This is a genomic window from Enterococcus hulanensis (genome assembly GCF_005405485.1).
In the GTDB taxonomy this organism is placed as follows: domain Bacteria; phylum Bacillota; class Bacilli; order Lactobacillales; family Enterococcaceae; genus Enterococcus_A; species Enterococcus_A hulanensis.
Genome location: NZ_BJED01000002.1, coordinates 184,381 through 209,692, shown reverse-complemented (window position 1 = coordinate 209,692; position 25,312 = coordinate 184,381). Strand labels below are relative to the sequence as shown.

Below are 25,312 nucleotides of genomic sequence, written 5' to 3'. Positions count from 1 at the left end.
ATCTTCATCTCTCTTTTCATCTATTTTCTCTAAATCCCAGCATGATCCCAAGGCCCATACCCAGTACGATCAAGGACGTTCCGCCTTGACTCAAGATCGGCAAGGGAATTCCCGTTAAAGGCAGAATCCCGATCGCCGCGCCGATGTTTTCAAAAATTTGAAACAACAAACTGAAGACAAAAGCTGCCGCCAGATAGAGGTTCGCTTTGTTATTGGTTCTAATCGCAGCAGACAGGATTTGATAAAACAAATAGAAATACAGAAAAATCACCAGCGTCCCGCCGATAAAACCAAAGCTTTCACCGATCACCGTAAAGATCATGTCTGATTCGCGGACGGGAACATAGACCGAGGCCTGTTCTGCACCCCGCCCAAAAAGTCCGCCCGAGCCAATAGCATAAAGACTTTGGACCTGCTGATAGGCGATAGAGTCGCGATATTGAAAAGGATCGACCCAGGCCCGAACGCGATCTAATTGATACGTTTTAAAATGCAGCCAATAAAGCAGCTTGTTCCCCCACTCACTGAACACTAAAATTAATAACGTGCTGCCTAGCGCTGCACCTGCACCTGTAATTACAGCGAGGATTTTCCAGTGCACTCCAGAAATAACAAACAACGCCCCCAAGACAGCAATAAAAACCAAGCTCGTACCAAAATCCCGCTGCATAAACATCAGTAAGAATGTCGGCAAGCTGTATAATGCGATTTTTCCTATATAACGCAGATCGCTTCTCAAGGTTCGCTTCACGCATTGCATTTCATTAATCAGCGTTAAACGAACCATAAAAAGAATAAAACTCAGCTTCATCAATTCTGACGGCTGAAAGGAAAAACTACCGATACGCAGCCAGCGTTTCGTGTTGGTCACGAAGTACATAGCAGGATCATAGAACCAATACAATAGAGCCATCACGCCTAACGACAGAACATAAAAGACCGGAGCATATTTCAACAGATAGGAAGTTTTAATTCTGCTGACTAGTACCATTGCCGCCAGTGACACCAGACAAAAAAGAATCTGCTTCATCACCACCCGCTTCACGTCATCGCCATCTAATTCAGCGGCCAACGATTGCACGCCGATGCTGATCAAATAGAACAAGAAAATCGGCAAAAACAGAGAATAGTTAAATTCGTTGCTCAAACGTTTCATCATGTGTGCGATCCTCCGAAGAAAATTTTAGACAGATACCCAAAGCCATAGAAAGAATCAGATAGCTGGTTCCTCCGTAACTAATAAACGGCAGCGGCACTCCGGTCATAGGTATCAGACCTAAAATACTGGCGATATTGATACTTGTTTGAAGCAGCACTAAGGTTCCCACGCCAAAATAAATCAAACTGACCTGCTGACTCGTCTCCTTCGCCGCTAATACAAATAAACGAAGAGCAATCAGAAAAAGCAGCGCCAAGACAAGCAAACCGACGATCACACCTAATTCCTCCACTAAAATAGAATAAACAAAATCCGTTTCGGCAACCGGCAGATAGCCTTTTTTCGTAATACTATTGCCTAACCCCCTGCCAAAGAAGCCGCCATTATACAAGGCATAATACGAGTTGCTCATTTGAAATCCTTTGCCATACGGATCTAAAAAAGGATCTCTTACTAAGCGAATTCGATCATAGGTGTGGGCAAACAATTCAGGCAATAGCTGATGACTGCCTAGAAAAAGAATCACACCGCCTATCAAGGCAATTCCAACGATAAGCGTCAAAAAAATGAATACTGAAAGCTGATAAGGCAATTCAGCAGTCGTGATGATCACTAAAGCGATGCCCCAGATAATGATTGCGCCCGTTACCTTCGGCTGCAGCAAAATCATCAGACCGCTGAGTAAAACAAGGCCGCAGGGAATCCTCAGCTCGCGCCTCGTTCGCTTCACTCGGAAAAAATAAGCCAAATACAGGATCAACGCGACATTCGTCACCTCGGAAGGCTGAAACTGGATACCAAATAACGACACCCACCTTTGAGCACCATTGATACTGACCCCGCTTATTTTTACCAGCAGCAGACTGACCAGTCCCACCGCCAATAAACCTTTTGCCAAGGTGCCATTCTCCAAAACATCGCTTTTTACACGATAAATGACCGCGATCAGCAGCCAGCTAAGTCCCATAAAAATCGCCTGCTTGCTAAATAACGATAATGGATTTTCGCCTTCAGCCATTAAGCGATAAGAACTAGCGCTGAAAACAATTAAAAGACCGATTAGACTAGCGCCCAAATAAGGCAGCAATAATAGCCAATCGATCTTTTTTCTTTTCATCATATCCCTCTCTCCCTTCATCAAGTAATTGTTTGAGACGAGAGAGCCCACAGTAAATAACCAAAAAAGAGACACCAAACGTTAGCGAAAAAAACTAACAAGTCTGGTGTCTCACACAATCAATCTCATCGTCTGAGTTTTAGCACTAAACAACGTAAAGAATTACTCTTAGCTATTTTATGAAAAGCCTTAATCCGACAATTCCTATTTTACACATTGGCGTCTTTCGACGTTTCTGCGCAATAGCCTATGTTTGTTTAGGAGCCTCACCTAACAAGTTTACTTATATTTACTTTCACAAAGAATACTACTTTTTTTAGCAATAAATAGCAAAAGTTTCCAGTAAAATCTAGCTTATCTTTAGATTTGCTTATGAAATCCTTTACTAAAAATTTACTAGGAACAATAACCAACTTATGATAACGAGATTGAATAAATAGGCACCTATCTTCTTTTCGGCTGCCTTTTTTTGATGCAGATTTTTACAGCTATCGTAAACTGTTCAAATAACAAAGGTTATAGGATAAAACTTGAGCAATTTATTTATAAAACAAACGCTATTATTTATCTATTATAAAATGTTTATAAAGGAGTTACATAAATGAAGAAACTTATATATATATTAACTGCCAGTTCGATGATATTAGGTTCTGCCCTGAGCATTCCCCTTCAGAGTACAGCTGAAATCAGTGAAAACGACTCTGAAACGCTTCCTTCTACTAGTTCAATAAGCAGCACAAGCTCATCAGCAATAGAAGTAGCGTCAACTACCTCAAACAGCAGTGCTAGTTCAACTGAAATTTCAGCAGCAAATTCACAAGTAACAACAAGATCAACCTCAAACATGCCAGAGTCACGGGCAACGACAATAGAAAGTTGGCTGCCTGATCCTGTCTTGCAGCAACTTGTCGCTAAAGCAGTTGGAAAAACCAAAGATACTCTGACTCAAGAAGACATGCTGCGACTAACCAGCCTCTATATCCAAAGTACAGATAGTGCCGTCGCTAGCTTGAAAGGATTGGAACTAGCAACAAACCTAGACTCTTTCTACATGAACTCAAACAGCCAAATCAGTGATTTTTCTGTCTTAGCTGCCTTGCCTAATTTGAAACATGTCTATCTGATGGGGACCAATGTCAATGACGCCAATGTTCCAGATTTTGGTGCCAAAATCACTCGCTTGAACCTTTCTGGAAGCAGCGTCACGAACAACGTTTATGACAAGATCAAAAAAATGTCTAATTTGGAATCATTGAGCTTCGAATCTAATATGAATATCACAACCATTGAACCTTTAACAGTTTTGACAAAATTAAATGAATTGCGTGTCCAATTTTGCGGCATTACCGATTTTAAACCGATTAATCAAATGCCTGCTCTAACACAATTGGCAGCCTTTGGTCAAAACACTGGACGAAATGATCCTGCAACAGCTATCAATGCCAAAGAATTGAACTACGATGCCGACAAACAAACCATCTACATTCCCTTTTCGATCATGCCAAATCGAATGACCAATTATGATGGCTATGTACCGCCTTTTACTACTTCAAATAGTGCAAGTCAAACCTACTTTGATTTCAACGGTGTCCAGTTAGATAGCAGCCGCTTAGCAATAACAGAGGAAGGCATTACCGTTTCTGGCGTCACTCAAGAAGAGTTCGATCAGCTGCAAACCTTTAAGTATAATGCTCGCCTGAACAATCCGGCAGGCTCATACAATCAGCCTGAGAGGTTTTCGTTTTATGCTATTTCAGCGGGAACGTACCTGCATCAGTTCAATATTCAACACACCGTTGCTTCTCCGGGTTTGACGATTAAATACGTCGATGAAGACGGTGACCGAATTCACGAAAATCAGACGATCGAAGGAAATGTCGGAGATGCTTATGACACAACAGCAGAAAGTTATCTGCCGACCATTCCAGGTTACACCTTAGATGAGACTCAATTGCCGCAAAATGCAACGGGCAGCCTAACCGCTGATCCACTTACAGTGACATATATTTACAAACGAAACTTAGCCCTTTTGAATGCTCATGATTCTACGATCTATGTCGGAGAAAATTGGAAAGCAGAAGATAACTTTGATGGTGGAACAGATCCTAAAGGAAGTCCCATCACCTTTGAGGATGTTTCCGTTGACGGAAGCGTTGATACGGCTAAAGTGGGAAAATACGAAATCACTTATTCCTATGATCGCGTTCCTAATAGAATCTGGACAGGTGATCATGCCACAGCCAAAGCAACAGTGACCGTTATTGATAAAAAAGAAGCGAAGCCTGTAACCGTGACCTATGTGGACCCGACCGGAAAAGAAATCCACGAGAAAAACATCGTGAAAGGCGAACTAGGTGCCGCCTTTGATGTCTCGGGTAAAGAGTATCAACCAGCGATTAAAGGATACATTTTGGATGATAAACAACTGCCGAAAAATGCTAAAGGAACCTTTAGCGATCAAGTACAAACAGTCGTCTACGTTTATCAACCAGAAATGAAGCCAACAACCGATACAAGTGACTCGTCTTCATCAGATACAACCACAACGGACACTGTTTCCAGCAGTCTGCCGACAGATAAAAGCTCTGACTCAAGTAAAAATAGGGGGAAGGCTGCACCTGCCGGATCATCCAACAGCTATAATCGCCAAACAATCATAGCAAGAAATACATCCGCGAAATCATTACCAAAAACCGGCGAGACAAGAACATCGAGTTATCTACTTGCAGGCATTAGCGTTCTGATCTTTGCAATTGGCCTGCTGCTTTTCAGTCATAAAAAAGCAAAACAATAAAAAATCAGGCTTCATCCTCAATATTTGAGAACAAAACCTGATTTGCTTACTGAAGCACCCTAGTTAAATTTACTAGGATGCTTTTTATAGATTCCTGTCCAACCATTCTTGATAGACCTTAAGCTGTTCGGGTGTATGAAAAAAGTGCTCCCCTGCTTCAAAAAGCGTCAGTGATCTATTATCAGCCGCTGAGAACGCCTCGATGGTCGCTCTTGAGGTCAAATTATCTTTTCCGCCGTACAGAATTTTGGTTGGAATCTTCCATTTGATTGGGTGTGCAACCACGTAGGAATAGTAATCCCACTCCAATATTTTGAACGGAGTTTCGATTCGTTTTTCTCGCCGCAAATCCTCTGGTGTCAGCTGTGACCACCGCAGCATATTTTCGATCAATTCCCGCATATCGACGATCGGCGACAAGAAGAAGCTTTGATCAATCTCCCTGTTTTGACAGGCTAACATGCCAAAGTACGCTCCAATACTGCAACCGAATAATGAGATACTCTCCGCCTGCTGTTCTAATTCAACAAAAAGCTTATTGGCATCCGCCACGACATTTTGCGGATTTAAGGTATCCGCCTGTCCTTGGCGTTCCCCATGCTCCGGCAAATCAAAGCTCCAGACCTGATAGCCCTTTTTCGTGGCATCTTCGGCTAAAAGCTGGATCACAGTATCTTCTTTATGGGATTGATCTCCATGAAACGCTAGAATTACTTTTTTACTCGCTTCACCCCAGCACAAAACGGGAACTCCCTGAATCATTTTTCGCTTTAACTTCATTTAGCCCTCCACAATTTGCAAGCCTAACCCAGCCGCAATAATCAGCGCCTGATAAGAATCAACCTTCAAGCCCTTCAACTGCTCCATCGAAAAAGCAATCTTGCCAAAGTGATTGCCCGTAAAATCCAAACCGGCCAGCTTCGTCCGCATCCAGTTACTATTGTCCAACTCATTATTCGTCAAAAACAAATGCTTCCAAGTGACCTCAAAAAATTCACTGTCGGTCATTTGGCAATTCTCAAACGCGACATTTTTTAAATTCGTCGCACTAAACGAACCAAAATTAATCAGGCAATCCTTAAATTGACAATCCCGCAAATAGCTCTCCGCAAAATTGCAGCCTGTCAGCTTGCAATTTTCGAAGACAATCTGATGGAAGCTGCCGCCGATCCATTCAAGGTTGGAAAAATCGCAATTTTTAAAAACCACGTTACTGGCTTCAAAGCGAATCAGCTTCGTGCGCTGCATCGTGATTTTTTCCAAAATCGAACGGCGCAGCACCAGATTCTCACAGGTCAAATAGCTATAGTCGAATTCGATCCCATGAACATCTTCAACAACCGCCTCATCTTCTAAGTAAAAATCGTCGGTAAAATTTTTCGGTAAAATCGGTGATGCTGGATAATTTTTAATCATAATTCTACTCCTGTTTTCTTTCAATTGATGTTCTAAGTTTCCCATACATCCTAAGAATTCTCTAGTCCAAAACGACTTTTCTTGAAAAGAGAGGTTCAAATGTGCTTTTTATTTTGAAGAATGGTAAACTCTAGCAATGAGGTGACCCTATGAACAATAAAATAAAAGAATGGCTTCCAGTAGTCATAATCATAGTATTAATTATTCTTGCTCGCATGTTTGTTTTCTCTCCAGTAAAAGTCGAAGGCCATTCAATGGACCCGACGCTTCACGATAAGCAGCGTTTGATCACGTCCAAAATATCAAACCTAGGCCGACAAGACATCATCACTACCAAAGAGCCGGATAATCAAAATATCTATGTCGTAAAACGCATCATCGGCCTGCCAGGAGATCACGTAGTAATGAAAAACAATGTCTTAACGATCAACGGAAAAGAATACGATGAGCCCTACCTTGATGAATTCAAGGAAAAATTCAAAAAGGATAAACTATTCGAGGAATATTCCTACAACAAAGCATTTCAGGAACAAGCAGCCAACGCGACTAGCTTTACTACCGACTTTGATGTGACTGTTCCAAAAAATCAATATTTTGTTTTAGGCGATAATCGTTTGATCTCTAAAGACAGCCGTATTTTCGGCTTCGTTGACAAATCCTTGATCCAAGGAAAAGTGATCCTGCGTTTCTGGCCATTAAATGAATTTAAACTATTTTAAGCAGCTAAAAAAGTCACGGCGATCTCGCCGTGGCTTTTCATTTTATATTCGTAAAACCTGCTACTTCGTGATTTTTTCCGTCAGGATTTTCTTAGGGCCTAATATTTCGACATGGTGGATCTGTTCGATGGTCAGGTGGAGCGTCCCCCGATCTTCTTCGTCCAAATAAATCTGTTCCTCTCTTTGACCACTGATTTTCCCCACTAAATCGTCTGGATAGTTTCCTTCATTATCTAATGTTTCCAGTTGAATGGCGATTCGCTTATTTTTCAGATACGCCTGCTGCAATGTTTCCCCGATTTCCTCTAAGCTCATTTGTTCTTTTCCAACATTGATACGATTTCGTTCCTTTGATTCTTTACTTAGCACCGCGGTATGATCCGACAAGTAAAATCCGATCCACTTCATCATTCCGCGGTCTTGATAGGTTTGCTTGGCCTCCATAAAAAGCTGCTCTGCACTTTCATCGTCATAGATCATAATTAATCCATCCCTTCCATTCCGCCAGCATGGCCGCCAACCAAACCCGCTCTTTTGATCGCTGTCGCGCCTTCATTCAGCGAATGTGCGCGAACGATCGAAGTAAATTTATAACGGCTGCGAATTTGAGCAATCACTTCATCGATTTTTTCTTCTTTAATCGTTTGCTGCGGGTCCTCAAAAAGGTTTAATTGTAAACTTCCGGCAGCGCGCAGAGAAGAAACCGTAATCGAAATGTTCCGCACTTCGGAATTATCCCAATACTTCTCAAACAACGCAAAAGCTACCCGAGTCAGTTCTCGCGCTTGATGGGTGGGCGGAATCTTCAGCTGATGATGAAAACCGCCGCGTTTCCCGCTGCCAAAATAAGCATAAGCAATCCCTAAATGCAGTGTTCCGCCTAAAACATCCGCCTTACGCAGGCGTTGGGCGACCTGTTCGCAGATTTCAGCAATTACCGTTAGGATATCCGCCTTATGAGCGTAATTTTTCGGCAAAACCTGCGAATTGCCAATCGATTTCTCCTTCGTAGGATACAAGTCCTTTTGGGAAAGAACCGAACGATCGATTCCCCAGGCGTGCATGTAATGCTGCATCCCCATCACCCCAAAATGATTTTTTAAAACAAAGGGATCAGTATGAGCCAAATCCCCCATCGTTCTCAAGCCCATCATTTGATATCGGCGCTCCATCCGATTGCCGATTCCGCAAAAATCACTCAAGCGCAACGGCCAAATTTTCGCTGGAACATCCTGATAATGCCATTGCGCAAAAAGAGAGGTCTTTCTTTTGGCTTCGTTGTCCATCGCTATTTTCGCTAACAAGGGATTGTCCCCCATCCCTAATGATGTATAAATGCCGATTTTTTCAATAATTTCTTTTTGAATCATCCTGCCGACTTCCGCCGAACTATTGCCGAATAATTTCCAGCTGTGGGTCAAGTCTCCAAATTGTTCATCGATGCTATATGTATGAATGTCCTCTTCTGCCATATATGAACGAAAAATCTCCTGAATCCGCATGTGGTATTGAATGTACAAGGTCATCCGCGGCGGCACGATATGCAGATCTGGATGATTGGGAATTTCAAAGCCACGGCTGACATTGCTGATGCCCAGCTCTTTTTTCGCCATTGGACTAGCCGCTAAAACCAAGCCTGCATTCTCACGATCACCACTCATGACGACTAATAAGTCTTCCAACGGTTTCAAACCATGCTCGATACATTCCACACTGGCATAAAAACTTTTGGAATCCATACAAAAAACATCTCTGACCGGCTCTCCTTCATAAACGTTCATCAAAACTACCTCCTCGAACACAAACATATGTTCGCTTTTAGTTTAAGTTGATTCGGGATTTTTGTCAATCATTTGCTTATAAAGTTTCGGGGAGAAAAATGAAGCACAAAAAAGACGATCCAAGCATTCAATCGAATGCTTAAATCGTCTTTTATCCTCTAACTCTATGCTACTTTTTTACGAAAATGGCCTCCAATACACTGTAGAAAATCCCTGCCATTACAAAGATCATCCAGCTAAGGCCCCATGAGCGAGTTAAAAATGACCAGCCGAAATAAATCAACACGATAGTTGGCCAGTACACGCGCTCCAATAAATGTTTGGTGCGGGCAGATTCGCCATACTTTGCCTGCATCGCATTTGGTCCTAATTTATCCTCATCTGCGATAAAATATTTTTCTTTAATAAATTTGTCAAAGCTGCCATAGTTGATACTGCCATACATGATCAAAAAAACGCCAATCGCTAAAAAGAAAAACATGACCGGAATACCATATTCCGCGTAGGTAAACATTTGGAAAAAGAAAATCGGCGACACACTCAACACACATAAACAAATCCCAAACACTAAACTAACCTGAAAGCTTTTTTGATAGCCTTGCTTTAATTTTTGCGCTTCCTTATTCAAATCAACTGAGATATAACGATCATTTAATACCACATTGTTTTTAGAAAATTGCAGCCCATTATAAATGATGATCCCAACACTGATCGCTATGATGACGAAAAAGAGCAACAAGCCCATCATCTCAGCTCCGCGAATACTTAATCCAATCAATGCTCCCACCGCCAGCAAACAGCCGCTGACTCCGAGACTCAAGCCCTTTGTGTCCTTTTTTCGTTCGTTCAAGTATTGATACATCTCTTCTTCTTCGATACCATTCTCCGGTTCTCTTTCACGAGTCGCAAATTCCAATTCCTCCCGCAGCTCATCGACGGAACCGAATTCGCTGATCACCTGTCCAATCGCTTCGTGCTCGCTTTTTCCTTCATCTAATAATGCCAAATAATGATCTTCCATAATCGTCAAAATCTCTTGCTTTGCTCGTTGGACTTCTTTCGTATTTGGAAATTCGAGAAACAATGTCTCTACATAATTTTTGATCGTATCCATTTTTTACCCTTCTTTCATAAATCGGTTCACAACTCTTTTAGTCTGCTTCCATTCATCCCGCTTCTCTTCTAAGAAAATCAGGCCTTTGTCGGTTATCTGATAGTACGTTCGTTTCTTTCCATGAGTAACTTCCCCCGGATAAGAATGGATATAACCATTTTTCTCCAAGCGGTTGAAGGCGGAATAAAGTGTCGTTTCTTTAATAATATAGACTTCTTCACTCATATCCCGTATTTTTTGAGAAACCGCATAGCCATAGGAATCGCCATCCTTTAGTATGGACAAAATGATGACATCATTGTACCCGCGAATTCCATCGCTCGAAATCATTTTGCCACCTCCTGAAATTACTTCATCTGTCGTTGTAATCATTGTACGACAATTACTACGACAGGTAAAGTAAAATATATCAGATTTATTGAAAAATATTTTTTGTTATGGCAGAATCAACAGCAGGCAGACACACGTTCCGTTCTCTGCATCAAAAAGATCGGGCCTACGAATAAAAAAGGAAGTAACCTATATGCAAAAAATCGCTATTATTGGCGGCGGCATCATCGGCATGACGCTGGCAAATTATTTAGATCAAAAAAACTATCAAGTTACACTGTTTGACGAACCGACCGGGCAAGCAACGAGGGCCAGTGCCGGGATCATCTCCCCTTGGCTTTCCAAACGCCGCAACAAACAATGGTATCAGTTGGCAAAAGACGGCGCTGCCTTTTTTCCAAAGCTGATCCAAGGTTTCCAGCTAGATCAGACGATCTATCAGCAATCCGGCACATTGCTTTTACGTCCTGAAAAACAATTGGACGAACTTTTAGCCTTAGCCGAAGAACGAAAAAAAAGTGCCCCTGAAATCGGCACGATCGAACTGCTTTCAGGTGAACAAACCCAGCGAGCCTTGCCTTTGTTAAAACCCCTGCCTGCGCTTAAAATCAGCGGCGGCGGTCGTTTAGATGGAAAAGCTTACCTACGTCATATGCAAAAAAAAGCTGAAGAAAAAGGAATTCACTTTATCACTCAACACGTTCAACTGACAAATAACCACACTGTCTGCTTTGGGGAAAGTGAAGAAGAATTTGATCAGATCATTTTAACAGTTGGTCCTCATTTGAAAGAGCTGCTGGCTCCTTTAGGCTATCGAGTAGATCTGCGCCCGCAAAAAGGTCAGCTGTTAGTTTTCCAAACAGACTTCAAAACTAGCGGTGAGTTCCCTGTGGCTATGCTGGATGGCGAAGCAGATTTGATTCCATTTTTGGATGGGAAAATCTTACTAGGTGCGACCCACGAAAATGAAGCGGGCTGGGATTTGGACGAAACGCCGGCCGCGTTTGAGCAGCTGACGGACAGTGCCCGCAGCTTTTTGACTGAGCCAGAGAAATTGTTGGCGGCACCTGTTCACTATCGTGTTGGCACCCGAGCCTATACTTCAGATTTTGCACCATTTTTTGGTTCATTAAATGAACAGCTGCTGGTTGCTAGCGGCTTGGGCTCTTCTGGTCTGACGACTGGACCATATATCGGCTATCTTTTTGCGCAATACCTGAACACGGGAAAAACCGATTGGCAAGTTTACCAAAAAGAATTAGCAACTTATATTCAGCACGAAAAAACGCTGGAATCTTAATCTGATTCCAGCGTCTTTTTACATTGGTTTTAAGTTTTTCTCTAAACGCTCCGTCATCCAAGCCAACCGGCTGGCTCTGCCGGCATCGGTTTTTGCATCAAAGTAGGCGCGGGTATAGGTTTTCTTGACCGAAGGCGGCATATTTTCAAAATTCTTTGCGGCTTCCGCGTTTCCCTTCAACAGGCCCGCTACTTCTGCGATCTGTTCATCCGTAATAGCCGATGGACGAGTGGCATTTTCCCATTGTCCACTTTTCTTCGCTTCAGCGATTTTTTCACGTCCCAAATCTGTCATCAGGCCTTGTTCTTCCAGCTTCGCCACGATTTTTTTGTTTTTCTCCGACCATTTGCTGTTTTTACGTCGTGGAGCAAAATATTTAATGTAGGAATGCTCATCGACCTTTTTCATTACCCCGTCGATCCAGCCAAAGCATAAAGCCTCTTCTAGTGCTTCGCCGGCTTTTAAGGTCTTGACCTGTTTTGTTTTGCCAAATACAAGCCAGACACCTCCGCTAGTTGACGCATTTTCTGTGAGCCACGTCCGAAAATCTGCGCGTGTTTCAAAAAGTAAGTTTTCTTCCATATTACTTATCTAATCCTAAAACAACTGGTGTCGATTTGAAGCCGATGCCCATGCGGTCGATCCCCATATCGATCAACTCTAGGAAGTGCTCACGCGTCCGAATCCCACCGCTGCCTTTAATTTTGATTCGACCTTTGCATTGGTCCATCATGATTTGGATGACTTCATTTGTGGCCCCCTTGCCTTCATAGCCCGTGATAAAGCCCGTACTGGTCTTAACAAAATCTGCATTCGCCGCAATCGCACATTCACAGGCTTGACGAATTTGCTCTTCATTCAATGTATCCGTCTCAAAAATCACCTTCACGGCGGTTCCATGTGCATGACAAGCCTCAACAATTACGCGTAATTCCTTTGTGACTTCATCATATTTTCCACTGCGAATCCAGCCGAAATTGGCAACGATATCCAATTCGTAAATATCTTCTCGTTGACAATACGTCTCGGCTTGCAGCACCTTAGACGCAGTCGTACTTGTTCCAAACGGAAAATCACACACAACACAAATCTTGGTATCCGTATCTTTTGTCATCTCCGCTGCGATATCCAAAGAAGATGGATTGACACAGACCGTCGCACAATGATAATCGATCCCCTCTTGAATGTACTGACGAATTTCAGCCTCCGTAAAATCTGGTTTTAACACCGATTGATCAATATAAGCCCCTAATTCTTCAACAGTCATTTCACTTGCTTTTTTCATGGATAGTTCCCTCCCATTCAATTTTCATCTCGACTATCGTTTTTCTTGCGACCTCAAAAGTGATTATGTTCACAAAAAAATCAACACCCTAGATTTTGTGTAAAAATTTTCACTGCTTACTAATTTAAGTATAGGATACCTGCCACTTTTTGTAAACGCTCACTTGGCTAAGTGGCGCGGTTTACTACCGCTTGTTTTTCCAGCTGACTCTTCAATTCATTCAATGAAACATTTTTGAAATCTTCATTTTTCATCCGCTTGCGATAAGCGGTAGCCGTTTCTCCCGTCAGTTTTTTAAACATTCGGCTAAAAACAACTAAACTGTTAAAGCCTACCTGCTCGGCGATCGTTTCGACGGATTCGTCAGTCATAGACAGTAAAAAAGCGGCTCGGTTAATACGTACGCCTAAAAGATAATCTCTAATACTGATGTCCATATGATTCCGGAAGACCCGGGACAAGTGACTGCGATTAACAGCAAGCTGCTGCGCGATCCCTTCTACTGTTAAGTGCTCGGCATAATGCGCCTCGATATATTCCACCGTATCTACTGTCAGAGGCGAATAAATTTTTTGCTCGCCTAAGTGGACTTTTCCGCCATCCTCTAAAAGAGCCGCTAAAAAATGATACGTTTGTTCATTCAAATGCAGTTCATTTACGAATGTTTCCTCGGTAAAAGGAAGACAGGCCAAAATCGTATCGACATACTTTTGAATATCTGAAGATACCATCGTATATTGATCGTCCTTGAAATGTGAACGGCGAATGATCTCATCAGCCGCCGCCCCGCCAAACGAAAGCCAGCCATACATCCACGGCTCTTCCCCATCAGCCAAATAAAAGGTCGAATCCCCAGGTCGAATCAAGAACAGGTCCCCTTTTTTCAAATGATATTGCTGATTCTTGACCTGATAGGTTCCTTTTCCTTCCATAATAATATGTAAAATATAATTCTGACGAATCGCCGGACCGAAAGAATGGAAAGGCAAGGTCTTTGAGATCCCGCAAAAATCAAAATGAAGATCGGTTTTTAACTGGTGCTGTTCCTTTTTTAAAAAAATCGTCTGTTCCATCTCGTATTCCCTCCATCTGATTTCCCTTCTAAATTATACCGTATATTTCTTTTGAAACATTAACAATCCCATTTTTTTGGCGTAAATCGAAGCTATTGAGTAATCGGCCACTCATCATTTTATTCATGCTACTCTAAAAACAAAAAATAATTACAAAAAGGGAGAGGAAGGATCGTTTGAAAAAAAGTTTAAAGCAATTAATCCAAGCACTGCTAATCTGTTTGATCATCCCTAGTACCCTTTTATTACAAAAAAACAATCCCTATATCGACTATGATATTACTTATCGCAGTGTTTTTCGCTTACTGCTATTGATCAGTCTGTGTGTATTAGCGGTCTGGTCGTTAAAAGAACTGTGGCAGGTTTTACGAAATAAGAGAAGATAAAACATTTTTTCAAATAGCGACTAACATACTTCTTGGTCTTTTTCATTTAGCTGCTGGTATAATAGAAAGAAACAATTAGATGAGAATCATGCTTTTAAAAAAGAAAAAATGATAAGGAGCAAAACGATGGAAAATTTTGAGGATTACTTGAAGCAACTTGAAAATGACGAGCATCGAGCTAAATTACGGACCCTTTTCCAACAAATATTAACGGATTTCCCTGAACTAGCAACGCGAATTGCTTGGAACGAACCGATGTTTACCCATCACGATACTTTTATTATTGGCTTCAGTACCGCTAAAAACCACTTTTCCGTCTCACCTGAGGTCGCTTGTCTCAAAAAGTTTTTACCCGCTATCGAAAAAATTGGCTACGGGTATACAAACAATATCTTTCGGATAAAATGGAATGAAGCGATCGATTACGCCCTTATCAAGGACATGATTGCTTTTAATATTGAAGATAAAGCGGAATATACGAAGTTTTGGCGGTAATTTAATTTTAGAGTTAGAGCCAGTTGGACCAGCATACTTGTTGGTCCTTTTTTTCTTCTGAAGGCTAAAAAATGCAACAAAAAGTTAAATAGTCGTCACAGGAGGACGTTTAAAAGAAAGCGATTTCTTGCTAAATTAGGATCAAGGAATCTTTAAAAAAACTTCTAGTCCTTGTCACTTTGTCGATAAATCGATAAAATTACTGGGACACGAGGAATTCTCCACTACACAAAAAGAGAGGTTTTTATATGCAAATTACAGAAAAAGATTTTAACACAGGCTACCACTTGATCACCATCGAAAATGAAGCCGGTTTCCATTTGGCTGTTACTGATTTAGGGGCACGGATCGTCAGCTTGGGACGTGACAAGGAATTGGTTTTAGGCTTTGATTCTGCCGATGATTATTTAAAACAGGACCCGTTTATCGGTGCATCGATTGGTCGAACAGCTGGCCGAATCGAAAATGGCCGCTTTACATTGGATGGCAAGGACTATCAAGTATCGATTGATCCAGCAACGGGGCATTCCCTGCATGGCGGCAAACCTGGATTTGAAACCAAAAAATGGAGCTATACGATCGAAAATGGCAAGAATGAAGCTTCGGTCATTTTTACTACGAATAGCCCTGATGGCGAGCATGGCTTCCCAGGTAATCTGGAGATTGAAGTCCGCCACACCCTTACTCAAGAAAATGTTTGGCGGGTAACGACAAAAGGAATCAGCGATCAAACGACGCTGTTCAATCCAACCAATCATGTCTACTTTAATTTGATCGGCGACATTACCCAATCAATCGACGAACATAAGCTTTGGTTGAATAGTTCGGCTTTTGCTTCCCTTAGACCAGATACGATCCCGACTGGCGAAATAACAAATTCGGCAGGGACGGCTTTTGACTTCCAAACCGAAAAGCCAATGGCTGATGTATTCACCAGTGACTTTGAACAAAAAAATCAATGCAACGGTCTGGATCATCCCTTCTTCTTGAACGAGAGCAATTTACAGAAACCTGCAGCCAAATTGACTAGTCCCGATGGGAAAATCGAACTGACCGTCTTCACGGATTCATCCAGTGTGGTAATCTTCACCGCAAACTTTGGCGAGGATGGCCCAACTATGCGGGGAGAAAAACTAGCACATCATGGCGGCATTACTTTTGAAACCCAAATCGCTCCCGGTGCAGAACAATATCCAGAATTTGGTTCCATTACATTACCTGCAAATGAAACCTTCGAAACAATAACTGAATACAAAATAACTTTGAAAGAAGCGGATGAACATGGAAATTAAACGGGAACTAAACACCAAATTTGCTGAAATTTTTGGACCAAAGGAAACGACCCAATATTTTTCTCCTGGCCGGATTAATTTGATCGGTGAACACACGGACTACAATGGCGGTCACGTCTTCCCTGCTTCCATCACGTATGGAACCTATGGAGTCGCTGCTCCTCGTAAAGACAAAAAAGTATTGGTTTATTCAACAAACTTTGAAGACATTGGCGTGATTGAGTTTGATATCGATCAGCTGGATTACGACAAAAAGGACAACTGGGCCAACTATGCAAAAGGCATGGTCTTAAAATTAAAAGAAGCCGGTCACACGATCGATCACGGCTTTGAATTATTAGTCGAAGGAACGATTCCCAATGGTGCCGGACTTTCCAGCAGTGCCTCACTAGAATTATTGGTGGGCGTTGTCTTAGAGGACTTGTTCAGCCTGAAGACAGATCGACTTGAGTTAGTAAAAACAGGAAAAAAAGTCGAAAATGAATTTATCGGTGTAAACTCAGGAATCATGGACCAATTCGCAATTGGTTTCGGTGATGTTGATCAAGCGATCCTACTGGACACCAACACCTTAAAATATGAAATGGTGCCAGTCAAATTGGACGGTTACGCAATCGTTATCATGAATACCAATAAACGCCGCGAACTAGCTGATTCTAAATACAATGAACGCCGCAGCGAATGTGAAGAAGCTCTCGCTCGTCTGCAAAAACAATTAGACATCCAGTCACTAGGCGATCTTGATGAAGCCACCTTTGAAGCAAATATTACCTTGATCGATGACGATACCTTGATTCGTCGTGCTCGCCACGCAGTTACTGAAAATCAGCGAACGCTAGATGCCAAAGCCGAATTAGAAAAAGGCAATCTGGAAGCCTTTGGAAAACTGCTGAATGCTTCTCACCATTCTCTGCGCTACGATTATGAAGTAACCGGGATCGAACTAGACACCTTAGTCGATGCCGCGCAAGCTCAAGCAGGTGTCCTTGGTGCCCGCATGACTGGTGCCGGTTTTGGCGGCTGTGCTATCGCTTTAGTCAAAGAAGAAAATATCCCTGCCTTCAAAAACAATGTCTATGACGAATACATGAAAGTTGTCGGCTATGCCCCAGACTTTTATGTAGCGCATATCGGCAGCGGAACGACAAAGATCGGATAAACTTCCATATAAAAATAGTAATACCGCTGTCCAGCTTGGGATAGCGGTATTTTTATGAAGAAGGCTATGCTTCAACGATGAGTAAAATTTTATCAGTCCCCTACCTCCACTTATTTTGCTCAAAAAAATGCTTCACGTATTGTATCCTTTCACTTTTTCATACATAATAATAGTTAACATACTCATCTGCCATTTTTGTAAAGGAGCGATTCGATGTTTCATTTGATGTTGATACTACTTCCTTTGATTTTCATGGTCATTATTATTCCGATCATTTTATTTGGATTATTCTCCATTATTGTTAGTGTGTTTGGCGGAACAGCAGCCGCTATTCTGATTAAAAATAAGAAAGCCCGAAGTTTATGTTTTATTGGCTTCACTATTTTATCAATGACTGGCGCAATCATACTTTTTCCTTTCATTAGTATGTACACAAATATTCCCTTTGACTACTACCCATTATTTTTTAATATCCTTTTTGTTTCGATGGGAATTCTTTCCACCGTTGGAATTTTCCTGTCACATTCCATTCAGAATAAAATTGTTAGAGCATTAACTACTGCATTGTTCATTACCGTTATCATAATTGTAGTTTTCTTATTTATTATCCAAATAATTTAAAAAGGGGAATTTAAAAATGACAAAAAAACAATCTCGCCTAGAAAAGAAACGTTTCTATATACCACTCGCGATTCTACTGGGTCTTCTAGGATTCAGTCCAATGCTGGTCTCACTATTTGGTACCAAACAGGATGATAAACTGAACCCTGATTATTATTCAGATGCCGATGAATCCTTTTTCAAATCAAACGATGATTAAACTAATTGAAAACATCAATAACGCTGATTTGGAAACTGTCACTGAAATCTGGCTAACGAGCAACTTAGATGCTCATACGTTCATTGATAAAAGCTATTGGCATAAAAATTATTCTGTTGTTAAGGCTGCCCTTCCAAATGCGAAAATCTATGCCTATTATCATAATGATGTAATTGTCGGATTCCTCGGGATGATCGACACTTACATCGCAGGAATTTTTATTTTGAAAGAATTTCAATCGTTAGGGATCGGGACTCAATTACTCAATGAGGTGAAATCCGGCTACTCGAAGCTAACATTGAATGTCTATCAAAAAAATGAAAATGCCATCCGCTTTTATCTCAAGCATGGCTTCAAAATTCAAAAAGAAGAACTGGATCACGAAACAAATGAGCTTGAACTGTTTATGGAATGGTCTGCTTAATATCGAATTAATACTTCCCTGTATGAGATTGCATATCTTGTGCAGGGCTTTTTATTTTCCAGTGCTTCCCTTTTGACGCTGAACGGCTAAAAAGAATATACTCCTCTAAAGAAGTAACGAGGTGGTCCTAATGAACATGAAACATTTCAATAACAGGTATCTCTATTTAGCTATTGCCTATTTTTTTGTCTCACTTTTCTTCGCCTTTCAAGCTGGAACGATACTTAAATGGGCGAGCTTCTTTTTTCTGATCTCATTTGGTATCAATGCATTTAAGGCGATAAAAGATGCTCAAAATCACCATGATTGACCCTGACTTTGAAAAATGAGAACTGTTTTCATTAGCGATCGTTTTCTTTTCATATTTTTTCAGTAAGTGATACCCTTTTTTAAGGGAGGTGAAAAATATGGAAAGAAGATCAAATTTCAGTTTGCCTTATTTTTTAATGGGCATCATCTTTATTCTGGTTTCTTTAGTATCATTCAGAGATCCGCAAAGTAGTTTACTTGCCATTGTTTATGTATTTGCTATTTCAGCAATTCTAAAAGGAATCTTCGAATTATTCTTCAGACGGAAAATTCATGAATTTACAAATCAAAAATCAACTCTCTTAATCGTACTGGGGATCTTTGATTTATTGGTTGGTATTTTCTTCTTATTTAATATCTCTGCTGGTTTAGTAGCGTTGCCGTTTGTGTTTGCTGTCTGGTTCTTATTTGATTCCATCGTGGGATTGATGACGGCGGGTATCTACAGAATCGAAAGTACAGGTTATTACTGGTTTCATGTCGTCATTAATGTTATCGGAGTGATCTTAGGCTTCATGCTGCTGTTCAATCCGCTAACTTCAGCATTGACACTTGCTTTTTTAGTAGGCTTCTATTTTATGATGGCTGGCATCTCTTTGATCGCATACTCATTTTAAGAAAATTAATAGAGACGTTTTCGTCTCTATTTTTTTACGCAGATTTTGCTCGGAGCTTCGTCAAAATTATTTTTTCTGAAAAATCACCGAATCGTTTATGTTAAAATGATGAGACACTATTGATTCAAGGAGGTTCCAATGAAAAAAGATTCTGGGTTGGTTTATGGGTTTGGCGCGTATATTATTTGGGGCATCCTGCCGCTTTATTGGAAATTATTAGGCAATGTCGGATCGGTGGATATTTTATTTTACCGAATTATTTGGTCGCTGATTTTTATGACGATTTATTTGGTCGTCTTACGAAAGATCCCGACGTTTATTCGAGAGGTCAAAGAGCTTTTGAAAAGCAGACGCAACACACTGGCAATCATTGCCGCGGCAATTTTTGTTTCATTAAATTGGGGGACTTATATTTACACAGTGTCGATTGGACAGGTTCAACAAGCTAGTCTGGGGTATTACATCAACCCCTTATTGAATGTGCTGGCTGGTGCCATTTATTTGAAAGAACCGTTGTCTAGGCAAGCAAAAATCGCCAGCTTGTGTGCATTGACAGGCGTGGTCTTATTAACGATTCAAACGGGTGTTTTTCCGTTTAACTCACTTTTTTTGGCTGCTAGTTTCTGTTTGTACGGTCTAACTAAAAAACAGCTGCAGCTAAGTGCCGCGACCAGCATTACCTTGGAAACGCTGATCATTGCGCCATTGGCGTTGATTTATTTGTTTTTCCTTTCACCGGTAGGCTTTATGAATTATTCATTGAACACCAATTTGTTGCTGATGGGTGCCGGGATCGTCACCGCGATTCCGTTACTATTGTTTGCGACCGCGGTGAAAAAATTGTCCTACATCACGATCGGTTTTTTACAATATGTCAATCCCACCATCATGCTGGCAATGGCGATCTTTTTATTCCACGAACCTTATGCTTTGCCGCAATTCATCGCCTTCGCCTTTATTTGGCTGGGTATTTTGATTTTTATTCTCGGAAATTTTATCCAATCACGAAAAAAAGGGCTTCGCTTGTAAAAGCGGACCCTTTTTGTATGCTTTAAAAAAAGACCCAAGCAATCACGCTTGGATCAATCAAACTAGTTGTTCTTTTGGAAATCCGCAATATTTTCGATGACTTTTTGTGCCAAACGCACTTTTGCCATCGAAGTCAGTCCTGCATTGGTTTTACCGGCGAAAACATTGGGCAAGCCAAGCACTTCTTCGCCTAAACCTGCTTCCGTGTCACTGAAGGCATAATTACCCGGCTGAGCCAGCCAATTTTTTAGCGCGGATACTTCGTGAGATGGTGCGATCGATACATTCATCAGAATTTTTCCGTTGCCGAATGTTTGGAACGCCGCTTCATCTAGCAAAACAACATTTTTATTCAGGCAAGTAATCAGAATATCCACCTTGCTTAACAGTTCATCCAAAGATAAATAGTCCATGTCTAATTCTTTTTCAATCTCAGGTTTGCGGGTCCGGCTGTAGTAATTGACATCCATCCCGAAAAAATTCATCGTCCGAGCCAATAGACTGCCGACCGTTCCCATGCCAACGATACCGACTTTGACATCGGTCAATTCCATCGGTTCATCCTTCCACATCGCCGGTCCGCGCCCTTGCAGCAGGCGAACCAATTCACTGATAGCATATTCTTTTACACCTTCATCGCCGTAATCTCGCACGCCAGTCACGACAATTCCCTTTTTCTCCGCGTGAAGAATATCTACATTCGCATTTTCCGGCGCATACAAGCTGGCACAGATACCAATGTAACGAATGTTCGGACACGCATCCAATACTTCCTTATCAATAAAGCTCGTAAAACTTAACATCACACAATCGGCATCCCCGATCCGGTCAATGATTACTGATGAATCAGTTGGAATATCGTCATAAAAGATTGTTTCCTCCGCCAACTCTTTCAGTTTCTCGTCCCACTCAGGTAATAGTTTGGTCGGCTCGATCGCCACCATTTTCTTAAATTTTTTCATGTCAGCCTCCTAGTTAATCATACTCACTTCATGATACGTCCTACAAATTTTCACGTCAACGAAATCCAATTGTTAATTTTTTTAGACAAAAACACCGGTGAGCTTTTCACCGGTGTCAAATTTACTCTTTTGTTTTCGCCTCAACGATCTCATTCACTAATTCATCGATCGCTGGATCTTGTAAATAATTTTTCAGTGTAACGATTTTCATTTTCGGATGAGCATTGCGGGTTCGTTCTTCTAAGTCTTGATGAACGACGACCATATCGCTGTCCTTCGGTACATCTTCGATTCGATAATTTTTAACTTCAATATCAGTAATGCCTGCTTTTTGTAATTTTTTCTTGAAGGTCGTAGCACCCATCGCACTGCTGCCCATTCCAGCATCGCAAGCGAATGAAACTTTGTTTAAGTTGGCCACAACGGCATTAACTGCCTGTCCGCTGTCCTTATTCAATAACTCTTTTCCTTCTGATTTCATGGATTTTGACTTTTGTACAGATTCTTCAAAGCTGTCATCGTCATCTACGGTCTTGTCTGCTTTCAAAATCACGGCCGTCACTAAAAATGAAACAGCAGTTGCGATAACTACACCTGCAATCACACCAAAGAAATTTCCGCGAGGAGTCAAGGCTAAGTATGAAAAGATCGAGCCAGGACTTGGTCCCGCAACTAAACCGACATTAAGTAATTGGAAGGTCAGCGTTCCCGCCATTCCCCCTGCGATCATTGACAAAATCGTAATCGGTTTCATCAATACGTAAGGGAAATACATTTCGTGAATACCGCCAAAGAAGTGGATAATGATGGCACCTGGCGCCGTCCGTTTGGCTGCTTTTTTTCCAAAGAAAGAATACGCTAATAGTAAACCTAAACCAGGTCCAGGGTTTGAAGCTACCATGAAGTAAATAGATTTGCCGGCTTCTAGCGTTTGCTGCATCCCTAGCGGATAATACACACCTTGGTCAATCACATTATTTAAGAACAGGACTTTCGCCGGTTCATTGACCAAAGAAAGTAAAGGTAAGAACCCCGTCGAAACTAATGCTTCAATCGCATTTGTCACCAATTGATTCGCTGATTGGATCGTTGGTCCAACAATTAAATAAGACAAGCACATTAAGATAAAGCCGATAATACCGATTGAAAAATTATTGACCACCATCTCAAAACCAGCAGGAATCTTTCCGTCTAAAAAGTTATCCGTTTTTTTCATGACCCAGCCGCCTAGCGGTCCCATGATCATGGCACCCATGAACATCGGGATATCTGCACCAATGATCAACCCAATGGTTCCGATCGTTCCTAAAACGGCACCCCGTTGTCCGCCGATCATGCGACCGCCAGTATAAGCTAACAATAATGGCAACAAGTAACTGACTGTTGGTCCGACTAACTCATTCAGTGATTCATTTGGAAACCAGCCAGTTGGAATGAATAATGCCGTCGCAATCCCCCAAGCAATAAACGCACCAATGTTCGGCAACACCATATTCGTTAAGAATCCGCCAAAGGCTTGAACTCTCGCACGCATCGATACCTGTTTTCCCTCATTCGTTACATCCATTTCCTTCTCTCCTTTACTCCTTGATCAAATCCAACAACGCTTGCTCTGTCTCAACATCAAATAATTTCTGATATAATTCCTCATCACTCAACACTTCACCTAAACTCGCAATCAGCTCTAAATGTCCGTCTGGCGAATCCGATGAAAGCGTAAATAAAACTTTTACTGGCTCTTCTCCCGGAAACATCACAGGCTCCTCCAAATGTAGAAAAGTCATCCCAACGCCCTTGCTGCCATATTCAGGACGTGCATGGGGCATCGCAACTTGCGGCAATAAAATAATATAATTGCCATTGTCTAAGACATTTTGGATCATCGCTTCAACATATGTTTCTTCTACAATGCCTTGCGCCAAAAGCGGCTGTGCGCCCAAACGAATGGCGTCCTGCCAAGAGTCAATCGAATCGATAAATTTTGTATTTCCTGTTAATTGTTCTTTTAACATCTGTACCTCCTATACCAGTGATTGATAAGCCGCAACCACTTCTGCAAGCAACGCACCAGCTAAATTAGAAATATTTTTAATCGTCGTTTCCAAGCCCTCTGTTTCAATCATCGCAGATATTTTTTCTGCCTCGCTGTCAGCAGCGTTCCGATAAAGATAACCTGCCGCAATAATCTTCACACCTGCTTCATGCGGTAAATCAGAGGCAGCTAATTTTACAACTGGTGCCACTAAGCGATCATTCGGTCCTAATTTTCTGATCGGGGAACCGCCGACACGGCTGATTTCATCCGAAAGCTTTTGATTTCCCTGCCGCTTTAACGTTTTTTTGATAAAAATTTTTAAATCTTCTCGGTCAAACTGGTATTCCTGCACGAAATACTCCAGATTCTCCGCTAAAAATTGCTTGACCAAATCCAAAATTCTCTGATCTTGGATCGCGGCTTGGATCGTCTTATAGCCATGCAGAGCACCTAAATAGGCGATTGCCGCATGTGCTGCGTTAACGATATACAGCTTACGTTCGATATAGGGCTGCATTTCATCAATCAAGACGACTTTTTTTAGTTCAAATGGTGTGGCCGGATCAAATTGCCGACGGTTAATTACCCATTCATAATAAGGTTCAACTACCGCGATCGCTTTGCCATCGACGATTTTCCCGAGAGATTGCCGATCAATCGCTGTGTTTACAAAATAGGCAAGTTGATCAAATTCCACCTTCTCTTCATCAGATAACAGCGCATAAACTTCCTTTTTCAGAATATCGCTGGCATTGATCACATTTTCGTTAGCCAAAATATTGATACTACGCTTTTGTTGAAGCCGTTTGTTTAACCCTTTCGCAATCGCTGGTGCGATCTTTGCTAAATTATTCGCACCAACCGACGTAGTTAAAATATCTGCATCAGCAATCGCCGCAATCACTTTTTCTGTTTCAGTGATACTATTTAAAGCGGTGACCCGATCAATAAAATCCGTCGTCGCATTTTCATCGATAATCTCAATCGAATAGCCGCCAGCTTGATTCAGTTGTTGAATCAGCTCAGCATTAGTATCAACAAAGCAAAGGTCAAAACCATTTTGCCGTAAAATCTGTCCAATAAACCCTCGACCGATATTCCCGGCACCAAAATGTACTGCTTTCATTTTCTTCACCTACTCCAAATTCGCATGATACTGCCACAAGCTATGCATATCGATCTCTTTTTCCTCCACCATCATCAGAGCAATACTGTCTCCTAATAATAGTAGACATTGTTCAAATAAACTCGTCATTGGCTGAACAGAAGGAATTTCTCCCGGCAGAGCCAACTTCGTTTGAACCGGTATCCGAATAAAAAGATCCGTATGTTCCTTCATTGAACTGTTCGCGTTCGATCCGATATGTGCCACTGTTGCAGCAAAACTCTTCGCCTTTTTCGCAATGGCTAGCGGAAAAGAACTTTCACCGCTGCCTGATCCGACAATCAACAAGTCGTTTTCAGTGATCGCTGGCTCGGTGATTTGACCGACTACGACCGTTTGCACGCCTAAATGTGCCAAACGCTTCGCAATTCCTTCTAAAGAAAGCAGTACACGACCGACACCGACAAAGAAAACTCGTTCAGCCTTTTCGATTTCCGCAACTAGCTGCTCCACATCTTCCACTGCAATACTATCTAAAGTCGCCGCAATTTCATTGACGATTTTTTTTTCTACACTCTTAAACCCCAACGT

The 25,312-nt window shown here is 41.6% G+C and carries 28 protein-coding genes and 1 riboswitch; of the genes, 12 read left to right on the top strand and 16 right to left on the bottom strand.

The window, feature by feature from the left end; all coding sequences use genetic code 11:
* Positions 1-16: 16 nt before the first annotated feature.
* Both FFR60_RS03605 and FFR60_RS03600 read right to left on the bottom strand, forming a co-directional pair.
* A complete protein-coding gene (locus tag FFR60_RS03605) occupies positions 17-1,159 on the bottom strand; it encodes an FtsW/RodA/SpoVE family cell cycle protein (RefSeq protein WP_137663054.1) in 1,143 nt (380 codons plus the stop codon).
* Positions 1,131-2,279, bottom strand: coding sequence for an FtsW/RodA/SpoVE family cell cycle protein (locus FFR60_RS03600; protein WP_137663053.1), 1,149 nt, complete (start codon positions 2,277-2,279; stop codon positions 1,131-1,133). Before FFR60_RS03600 ends, FFR60_RS03605 begins: the two co-directional genes overlap by 29 nt.
* Positions 2,280-2,393: 114 nt before the next feature.
* Positions 2,394-2,561: riboswitch (M-box (ykoK) riboswitch) on the bottom strand.
* Positions 2,562-2,877: 316 nt separating this feature from the next.
* On the opposite strand from FFR60_RS03600, the gene FFR60_RS03595 reads away from it, so the two are divergent.
* Positions 2,878-5,070, top strand: coding sequence for a MucBP domain-containing protein (locus tag FFR60_RS03595; RefSeq protein ID WP_137663052.1), 2,193 nt, complete (start codon positions 2,878-2,880; stop codon positions 5,068-5,070).
* An 84-nt stretch (positions 5,071-5,154) separates the two neighbouring features.
* On the opposite strand, the gene FFR60_RS03590 is transcribed toward FFR60_RS03595, so the two are convergent.
* Both FFR60_RS03590 and FFR60_RS03585 read right to left on the bottom strand, forming a co-directional pair.
* Entirely contained in the window at positions 5,155-5,850 is a 696-nt protein-coding gene (locus FFR60_RS03590; RefSeq protein ID WP_137663051.1) for an alpha/beta hydrolase, read from the bottom strand.
* The gene (locus FFR60_RS03585; protein ID WP_137663050.1) at positions 5,851-6,486 is read right to left on the bottom strand and encodes a pentapeptide repeat-containing protein; all 636 of its coding nucleotides are present in this window, start codon (positions 6,484-6,486) and stop codon (positions 5,851-5,853) included.
* Between the two features lie 149 nt (positions 6,487-6,635).
* Between FFR60_RS03585 and lepB the strand changes: the two genes are divergently transcribed.
* Complete coding sequence (gene lepB, locus FFR60_RS03580; RefSeq protein WP_137663049.1) at positions 6,636-7,205, top strand: signal peptidase I; 570 nt, start codon at positions 6,636-6,638, stop codon at positions 7,203-7,205.
* Positions 7,206-7,265: 60 nt separating this feature from the next.
* Here lepB and FFR60_RS03575 read toward each other — a convergent pair whose 3' ends face one another.
* The 4 genes from FFR60_RS03575 to FFR60_RS03560 form a co-directional block, all read right to left on the bottom strand.
* Positions 7,266-7,685 (bottom strand): hypothetical protein, encoded by a 420-nt coding sequence (locus FFR60_RS03575; protein ID WP_088935242.1) that lies wholly within the window; start codon positions 7,683-7,685, stop codon positions 7,266-7,268.
* 2 nt (positions 7,686-7,687) lie between these two features.
* A complete protein-coding gene (locus FFR60_RS03570) occupies positions 7,688-8,986 on the bottom strand; it encodes a Y-family DNA polymerase (RefSeq protein WP_137663048.1) in 1,299 nt (432 codons plus the stop codon).
* Positions 8,987-9,155: 169 nt separating this feature from the next.
* A complete protein-coding gene (locus FFR60_RS03565) occupies positions 9,156-10,100 on the bottom strand; it encodes a permease prefix domain 1-containing protein (protein ID WP_137663047.1) in 945 nt (314 codons plus the stop codon).
* A 3-nt stretch (positions 10,101-10,103) separates the two neighbouring features.
* Positions 10,104-10,430, bottom strand: coding sequence for a PadR family transcriptional regulator (locus tag FFR60_RS03560; RefSeq protein ID WP_137663046.1), 327 nt, complete (start codon positions 10,428-10,430; stop codon positions 10,104-10,106).
* A gap of 193 nt (positions 10,431-10,623) precedes the next feature.
* Between FFR60_RS03560 and FFR60_RS03555 the strand changes: the two genes are divergently transcribed.
* Complete coding sequence (locus tag FFR60_RS03555; RefSeq protein WP_137663045.1) at positions 10,624-11,730, top strand: NAD(P)/FAD-dependent oxidoreductase; 1,107 nt, start codon at positions 10,624-10,626, stop codon at positions 11,728-11,730.
* A gap of 18 nt (positions 11,731-11,748) precedes the next feature.
* Here FFR60_RS03555 and FFR60_RS03550 read toward each other — a convergent pair whose 3' ends face one another.
* The 3 genes from FFR60_RS03550 to FFR60_RS03540 all read right to left on the bottom strand — a co-directional run bounded on the left by FFR60_RS03550 (position 11,749) and on the right by FFR60_RS03540 (position 14,088).
* Positions 11,749-12,312 (bottom strand): YdeI/OmpD-associated family protein, encoded by a 564-nt coding sequence (locus tag FFR60_RS03550; RefSeq protein WP_137663044.1) that lies wholly within the window; start codon positions 12,310-12,312, stop codon positions 11,749-11,751.
* Position 12,313: 1 nt separating this feature from the next.
* Entirely contained in the window at positions 12,314-13,015 is a 702-nt protein-coding gene (gene deoC / locus FFR60_RS03545; RefSeq protein WP_088935248.1) for a deoxyribose-phosphate aldolase, read from the bottom strand.
* A 167-nt stretch (positions 13,016-13,182) separates the two neighbouring features.
* Positions 13,183-14,088 (bottom strand): AraC family transcriptional regulator, encoded by a 906-nt coding sequence (locus FFR60_RS03540; protein WP_137663043.1) that lies wholly within the window; start codon positions 14,086-14,088, stop codon positions 13,183-13,185.
* 176 nt (positions 14,089-14,264) lie between these two features.
* Between FFR60_RS03540 and FFR60_RS03535 the strand changes: the two genes are divergently transcribed.
* From FFR60_RS03535 to rarD, 9 genes are all read left to right on the top strand, one after another.
* Entirely contained in the window at positions 14,265-14,474 is a 210-nt protein-coding gene (locus FFR60_RS03535) for a hypothetical protein (protein ID WP_137663042.1), read from the top strand.
* 126 nt (positions 14,475-14,600) lie between these two features.
* A complete protein-coding gene (locus FFR60_RS03530) occupies positions 14,601-14,969 on the top strand; it encodes an iron chaperone (RefSeq protein WP_137663041.1) in 369 nt (122 codons plus the stop codon).
* Positions 14,970-15,217: 248 nt separating this feature from the next.
* Positions 15,218-16,261, top strand: a complete 1,044-nt coding sequence (locus FFR60_RS03525) for an aldose epimerase family protein (protein WP_137663040.1) — start codon at positions 15,218-15,220, stop codon at positions 16,259-16,261.
* Positions 16,251-17,420: a galactokinase gene (locus FFR60_RS03520; protein WP_137663039.1), complete on the top strand. Its 1,170-nt coding sequence runs from the start codon at positions 16,251-16,253 to the stop codon at positions 17,418-17,420. The genes FFR60_RS03525 and FFR60_RS03520 overlap by 11 nt, the downstream gene beginning before the upstream one ends.
* A gap of 213 nt (positions 17,421-17,633) precedes the next feature.
* The gene (locus FFR60_RS03515; protein ID WP_137663038.1) at positions 17,634-18,041 is read left to right on the top strand and encodes a hypothetical protein; all 408 of its coding nucleotides are present in this window, start codon (positions 17,634-17,636) and stop codon (positions 18,039-18,041) included.
* A gap of 16 nt (positions 18,042-18,057) precedes the next feature.
* On the top strand, positions 18,058-18,240 hold the full coding sequence (locus FFR60_RS03510) for a hypothetical protein (RefSeq protein WP_137663037.1): 183 nt from the start codon (positions 18,058-18,060) through the stop codon (positions 18,238-18,240).
* Positions 18,233-18,664: a GNAT family N-acetyltransferase gene (locus FFR60_RS03505; RefSeq protein ID WP_137663036.1), complete on the top strand. Its 432-nt coding sequence runs from the start codon at positions 18,233-18,235 to the stop codon at positions 18,662-18,664. Before FFR60_RS03510 ends, FFR60_RS03505 begins: the two co-directional genes overlap by 8 nt.
* A gap of 407 nt (positions 18,665-19,071) precedes the next feature.
* A complete protein-coding gene (locus tag FFR60_RS03500) occupies positions 19,072-19,590 on the top strand; it encodes an HdeD family acid-resistance protein (RefSeq protein ID WP_088935258.1) in 519 nt (172 codons plus the stop codon).
* A 138-nt stretch (positions 19,591-19,728) separates the two neighbouring features.
* On the top strand, positions 19,729-20,619 hold the full coding sequence (gene rarD / locus FFR60_RS03495; RefSeq protein ID WP_137663035.1) for an EamA family transporter RarD: 891 nt from the start codon (positions 19,729-19,731) through the stop codon (positions 20,617-20,619).
* 62 nt (positions 20,620-20,681) lie between these two features.
* On the opposite strand, the gene FFR60_RS03490 is transcribed toward rarD, so the two are convergent.
* The 5 genes from FFR60_RS03490 to hxlB form a co-directional block, all read right to left on the bottom strand.
* Entirely contained in the window at positions 20,682-21,581 is a 900-nt protein-coding gene (locus tag FFR60_RS03490; protein ID WP_137663034.1) for an NAD(P)-dependent oxidoreductase, read from the bottom strand.
* Positions 21,582-21,702: 121 nt separating this feature from the next.
* Complete coding sequence (locus FFR60_RS03485) at positions 21,703-23,148, bottom strand: PTS mannitol transporter subunit IIBC (protein ID WP_137663033.1); 1,446 nt, start codon at positions 23,146-23,148, stop codon at positions 21,703-21,705.
* A gap of 13 nt (positions 23,149-23,161) precedes the next feature.
* Positions 23,162-23,593: a PTS sugar transporter subunit IIA gene (locus FFR60_RS03480; protein ID WP_137663032.1), complete on the bottom strand. Its 432-nt coding sequence runs from the start codon at positions 23,591-23,593 to the stop codon at positions 23,162-23,164.
* Positions 23,594-23,602: 9 nt separating this feature from the next.
* Positions 23,603-24,742 (bottom strand): mannitol-1-phosphate 5-dehydrogenase, encoded by a 1,140-nt coding sequence (locus FFR60_RS03475; RefSeq protein ID WP_137663031.1) that lies wholly within the window; start codon positions 24,740-24,742, stop codon positions 23,603-23,605.
* Positions 24,743-24,751: 9 nt separating this feature from the next.
* Positions 24,752-25,309, bottom strand: a complete 558-nt coding sequence (gene hxlB, locus FFR60_RS03470; RefSeq protein ID WP_088935264.1) for a 6-phospho-3-hexuloisomerase — start codon at positions 25,307-25,309, stop codon at positions 24,752-24,754.
* Positions 25,310-25,312 lie beyond the last annotated feature (3 nt).

Excerpts from the sequence above, each read along its gene's own strand:
- FFR60_RS03605 (WP_137663054.1), bottom strand. The coding sequence starts at position 1,159 with ATGATGAAACGTTTGAGCAACGAATTTAACTATTCTCTGTTTTTGCCG.
- FFR60_RS03600 (WP_137663053.1), bottom strand. The coding sequence starts at position 2,279 with ATGATGAAAAGAAAAAAGATCGATTGGCTATTATTGCTGCCTTATTTG.
- FFR60_RS03595 (WP_137663052.1), top strand. The coding sequence starts at position 2,878 with ATGAAGAAACTTATATATATATTAACTGCCAGTTCGATGATATTAGGT.
- FFR60_RS03590 (WP_137663051.1), bottom strand. The coding sequence starts at position 5,850 with ATGAAGTTAAAGCGAAAAATGATTCAGGGAGTTCCCGTTTTGTGCTGG.
- FFR60_RS03585 (WP_137663050.1), bottom strand. The coding sequence starts at position 6,486 with ATGATTAAAAATTATCCAGCATCACCGATTTTACCGAAAAATTTTACC.
- lepB (WP_137663049.1), top strand. The coding sequence starts at position 6,636 with ATGAACAATAAAATAAAAGAATGGCTTCCAGTAGTCATAATCATAGTA.
- FFR60_RS03575 (WP_088935242.1), bottom strand. The coding sequence starts at position 7,685 with ATGATCTATGACGATGAAAGTGCAGAGCAGCTTTTTATGGAGGCCAAG.
- FFR60_RS03570 (WP_137663048.1), bottom strand. The coding sequence starts at position 8,986 with ATGAACGTTTATGAAGGAGAGCCGGTCAGAGATGTTTTTTGTATGGAT.
- FFR60_RS03565 (WP_137663047.1), bottom strand. The coding sequence starts at position 10,100 with ATGGATACGATCAAAAATTATGTAGAGACATTGTTTCTCGAATTTCCA.
- FFR60_RS03560 (WP_137663046.1), bottom strand. The coding sequence starts at position 10,430 with ATGATTTCGAGCGATGGAATTCGCGGGTACAATGATGTCATCATTTTG.
- FFR60_RS03555 (WP_137663045.1), top strand. The coding sequence starts at position 10,624 with ATGCAAAAAATCGCTATTATTGGCGGCGGCATCATCGGCATGACGCTG.
- FFR60_RS03550 (WP_137663044.1), bottom strand. The coding sequence starts at position 12,312 with ATGGAAGAAAACTTACTTTTTGAAACACGCGCAGATTTTCGGACGTGG.
- deoC (WP_088935248.1), bottom strand. The coding sequence starts at position 13,015 with ATGAAAAAAGCAAGTGAAATGACTGTTGAAGAATTAGGGGCTTATATT.
- FFR60_RS03540 (WP_137663043.1), bottom strand. The coding sequence starts at position 14,088 with ATGGAACAGACGATTTTTTTAAAAAAGGAACAGCACCAGTTAAAAACC.
- FFR60_RS03530 (WP_137663041.1), top strand. The coding sequence starts at position 14,601 with ATGGAAAATTTTGAGGATTACTTGAAGCAACTTGAAAATGACGAGCAT.
- FFR60_RS03525 (WP_137663040.1), top strand. The coding sequence starts at position 15,218 with ATGCAAATTACAGAAAAAGATTTTAACACAGGCTACCACTTGATCACC.
- FFR60_RS03520 (WP_137663039.1), top strand. The coding sequence starts at position 16,251 with ATGGAAATTAAACGGGAACTAAACACCAAATTTGCTGAAATTTTTGGA.
- FFR60_RS03515 (WP_137663038.1), top strand. The coding sequence starts at position 17,634 with ATGTTTCATTTGATGTTGATACTACTTCCTTTGATTTTCATGGTCATT.
- FFR60_RS03510 (WP_137663037.1), top strand. The coding sequence starts at position 18,058 with ATGACAAAAAAACAATCTCGCCTAGAAAAGAAACGTTTCTATATACCA.
- FFR60_RS03505 (WP_137663036.1), top strand. The coding sequence starts at position 18,233 with ATGATTAAACTAATTGAAAACATCAATAACGCTGATTTGGAAACTGTC.
- FFR60_RS03500 (WP_088935258.1), top strand. The coding sequence starts at position 19,072 with ATGGAAAGAAGATCAAATTTCAGTTTGCCTTATTTTTTAATGGGCATC.
- rarD (WP_137663035.1), top strand. The coding sequence starts at position 19,729 with ATGAAAAAAGATTCTGGGTTGGTTTATGGGTTTGGCGCGTATATTATT.
- FFR60_RS03490 (WP_137663034.1), bottom strand. The coding sequence starts at position 21,581 with ATGAAAAAATTTAAGAAAATGGTGGCGATCGAGCCGACCAAACTATTA.
- FFR60_RS03485 (WP_137663033.1), bottom strand. The coding sequence starts at position 23,148 with ATGGATGTAACGAATGAGGGAAAACAGGTATCGATGCGTGCGAGAGTT.
- FFR60_RS03480 (WP_137663032.1), bottom strand. The coding sequence starts at position 23,593 with ATGTTAAAAGAACAATTAACAGGAAATACAAAATTTATCGATTCGATT.
- FFR60_RS03475 (WP_137663031.1), bottom strand. The coding sequence starts at position 24,742 with ATGAAAGCAGTACATTTTGGTGCCGGGAATATCGGTCGAGGGTTTATT.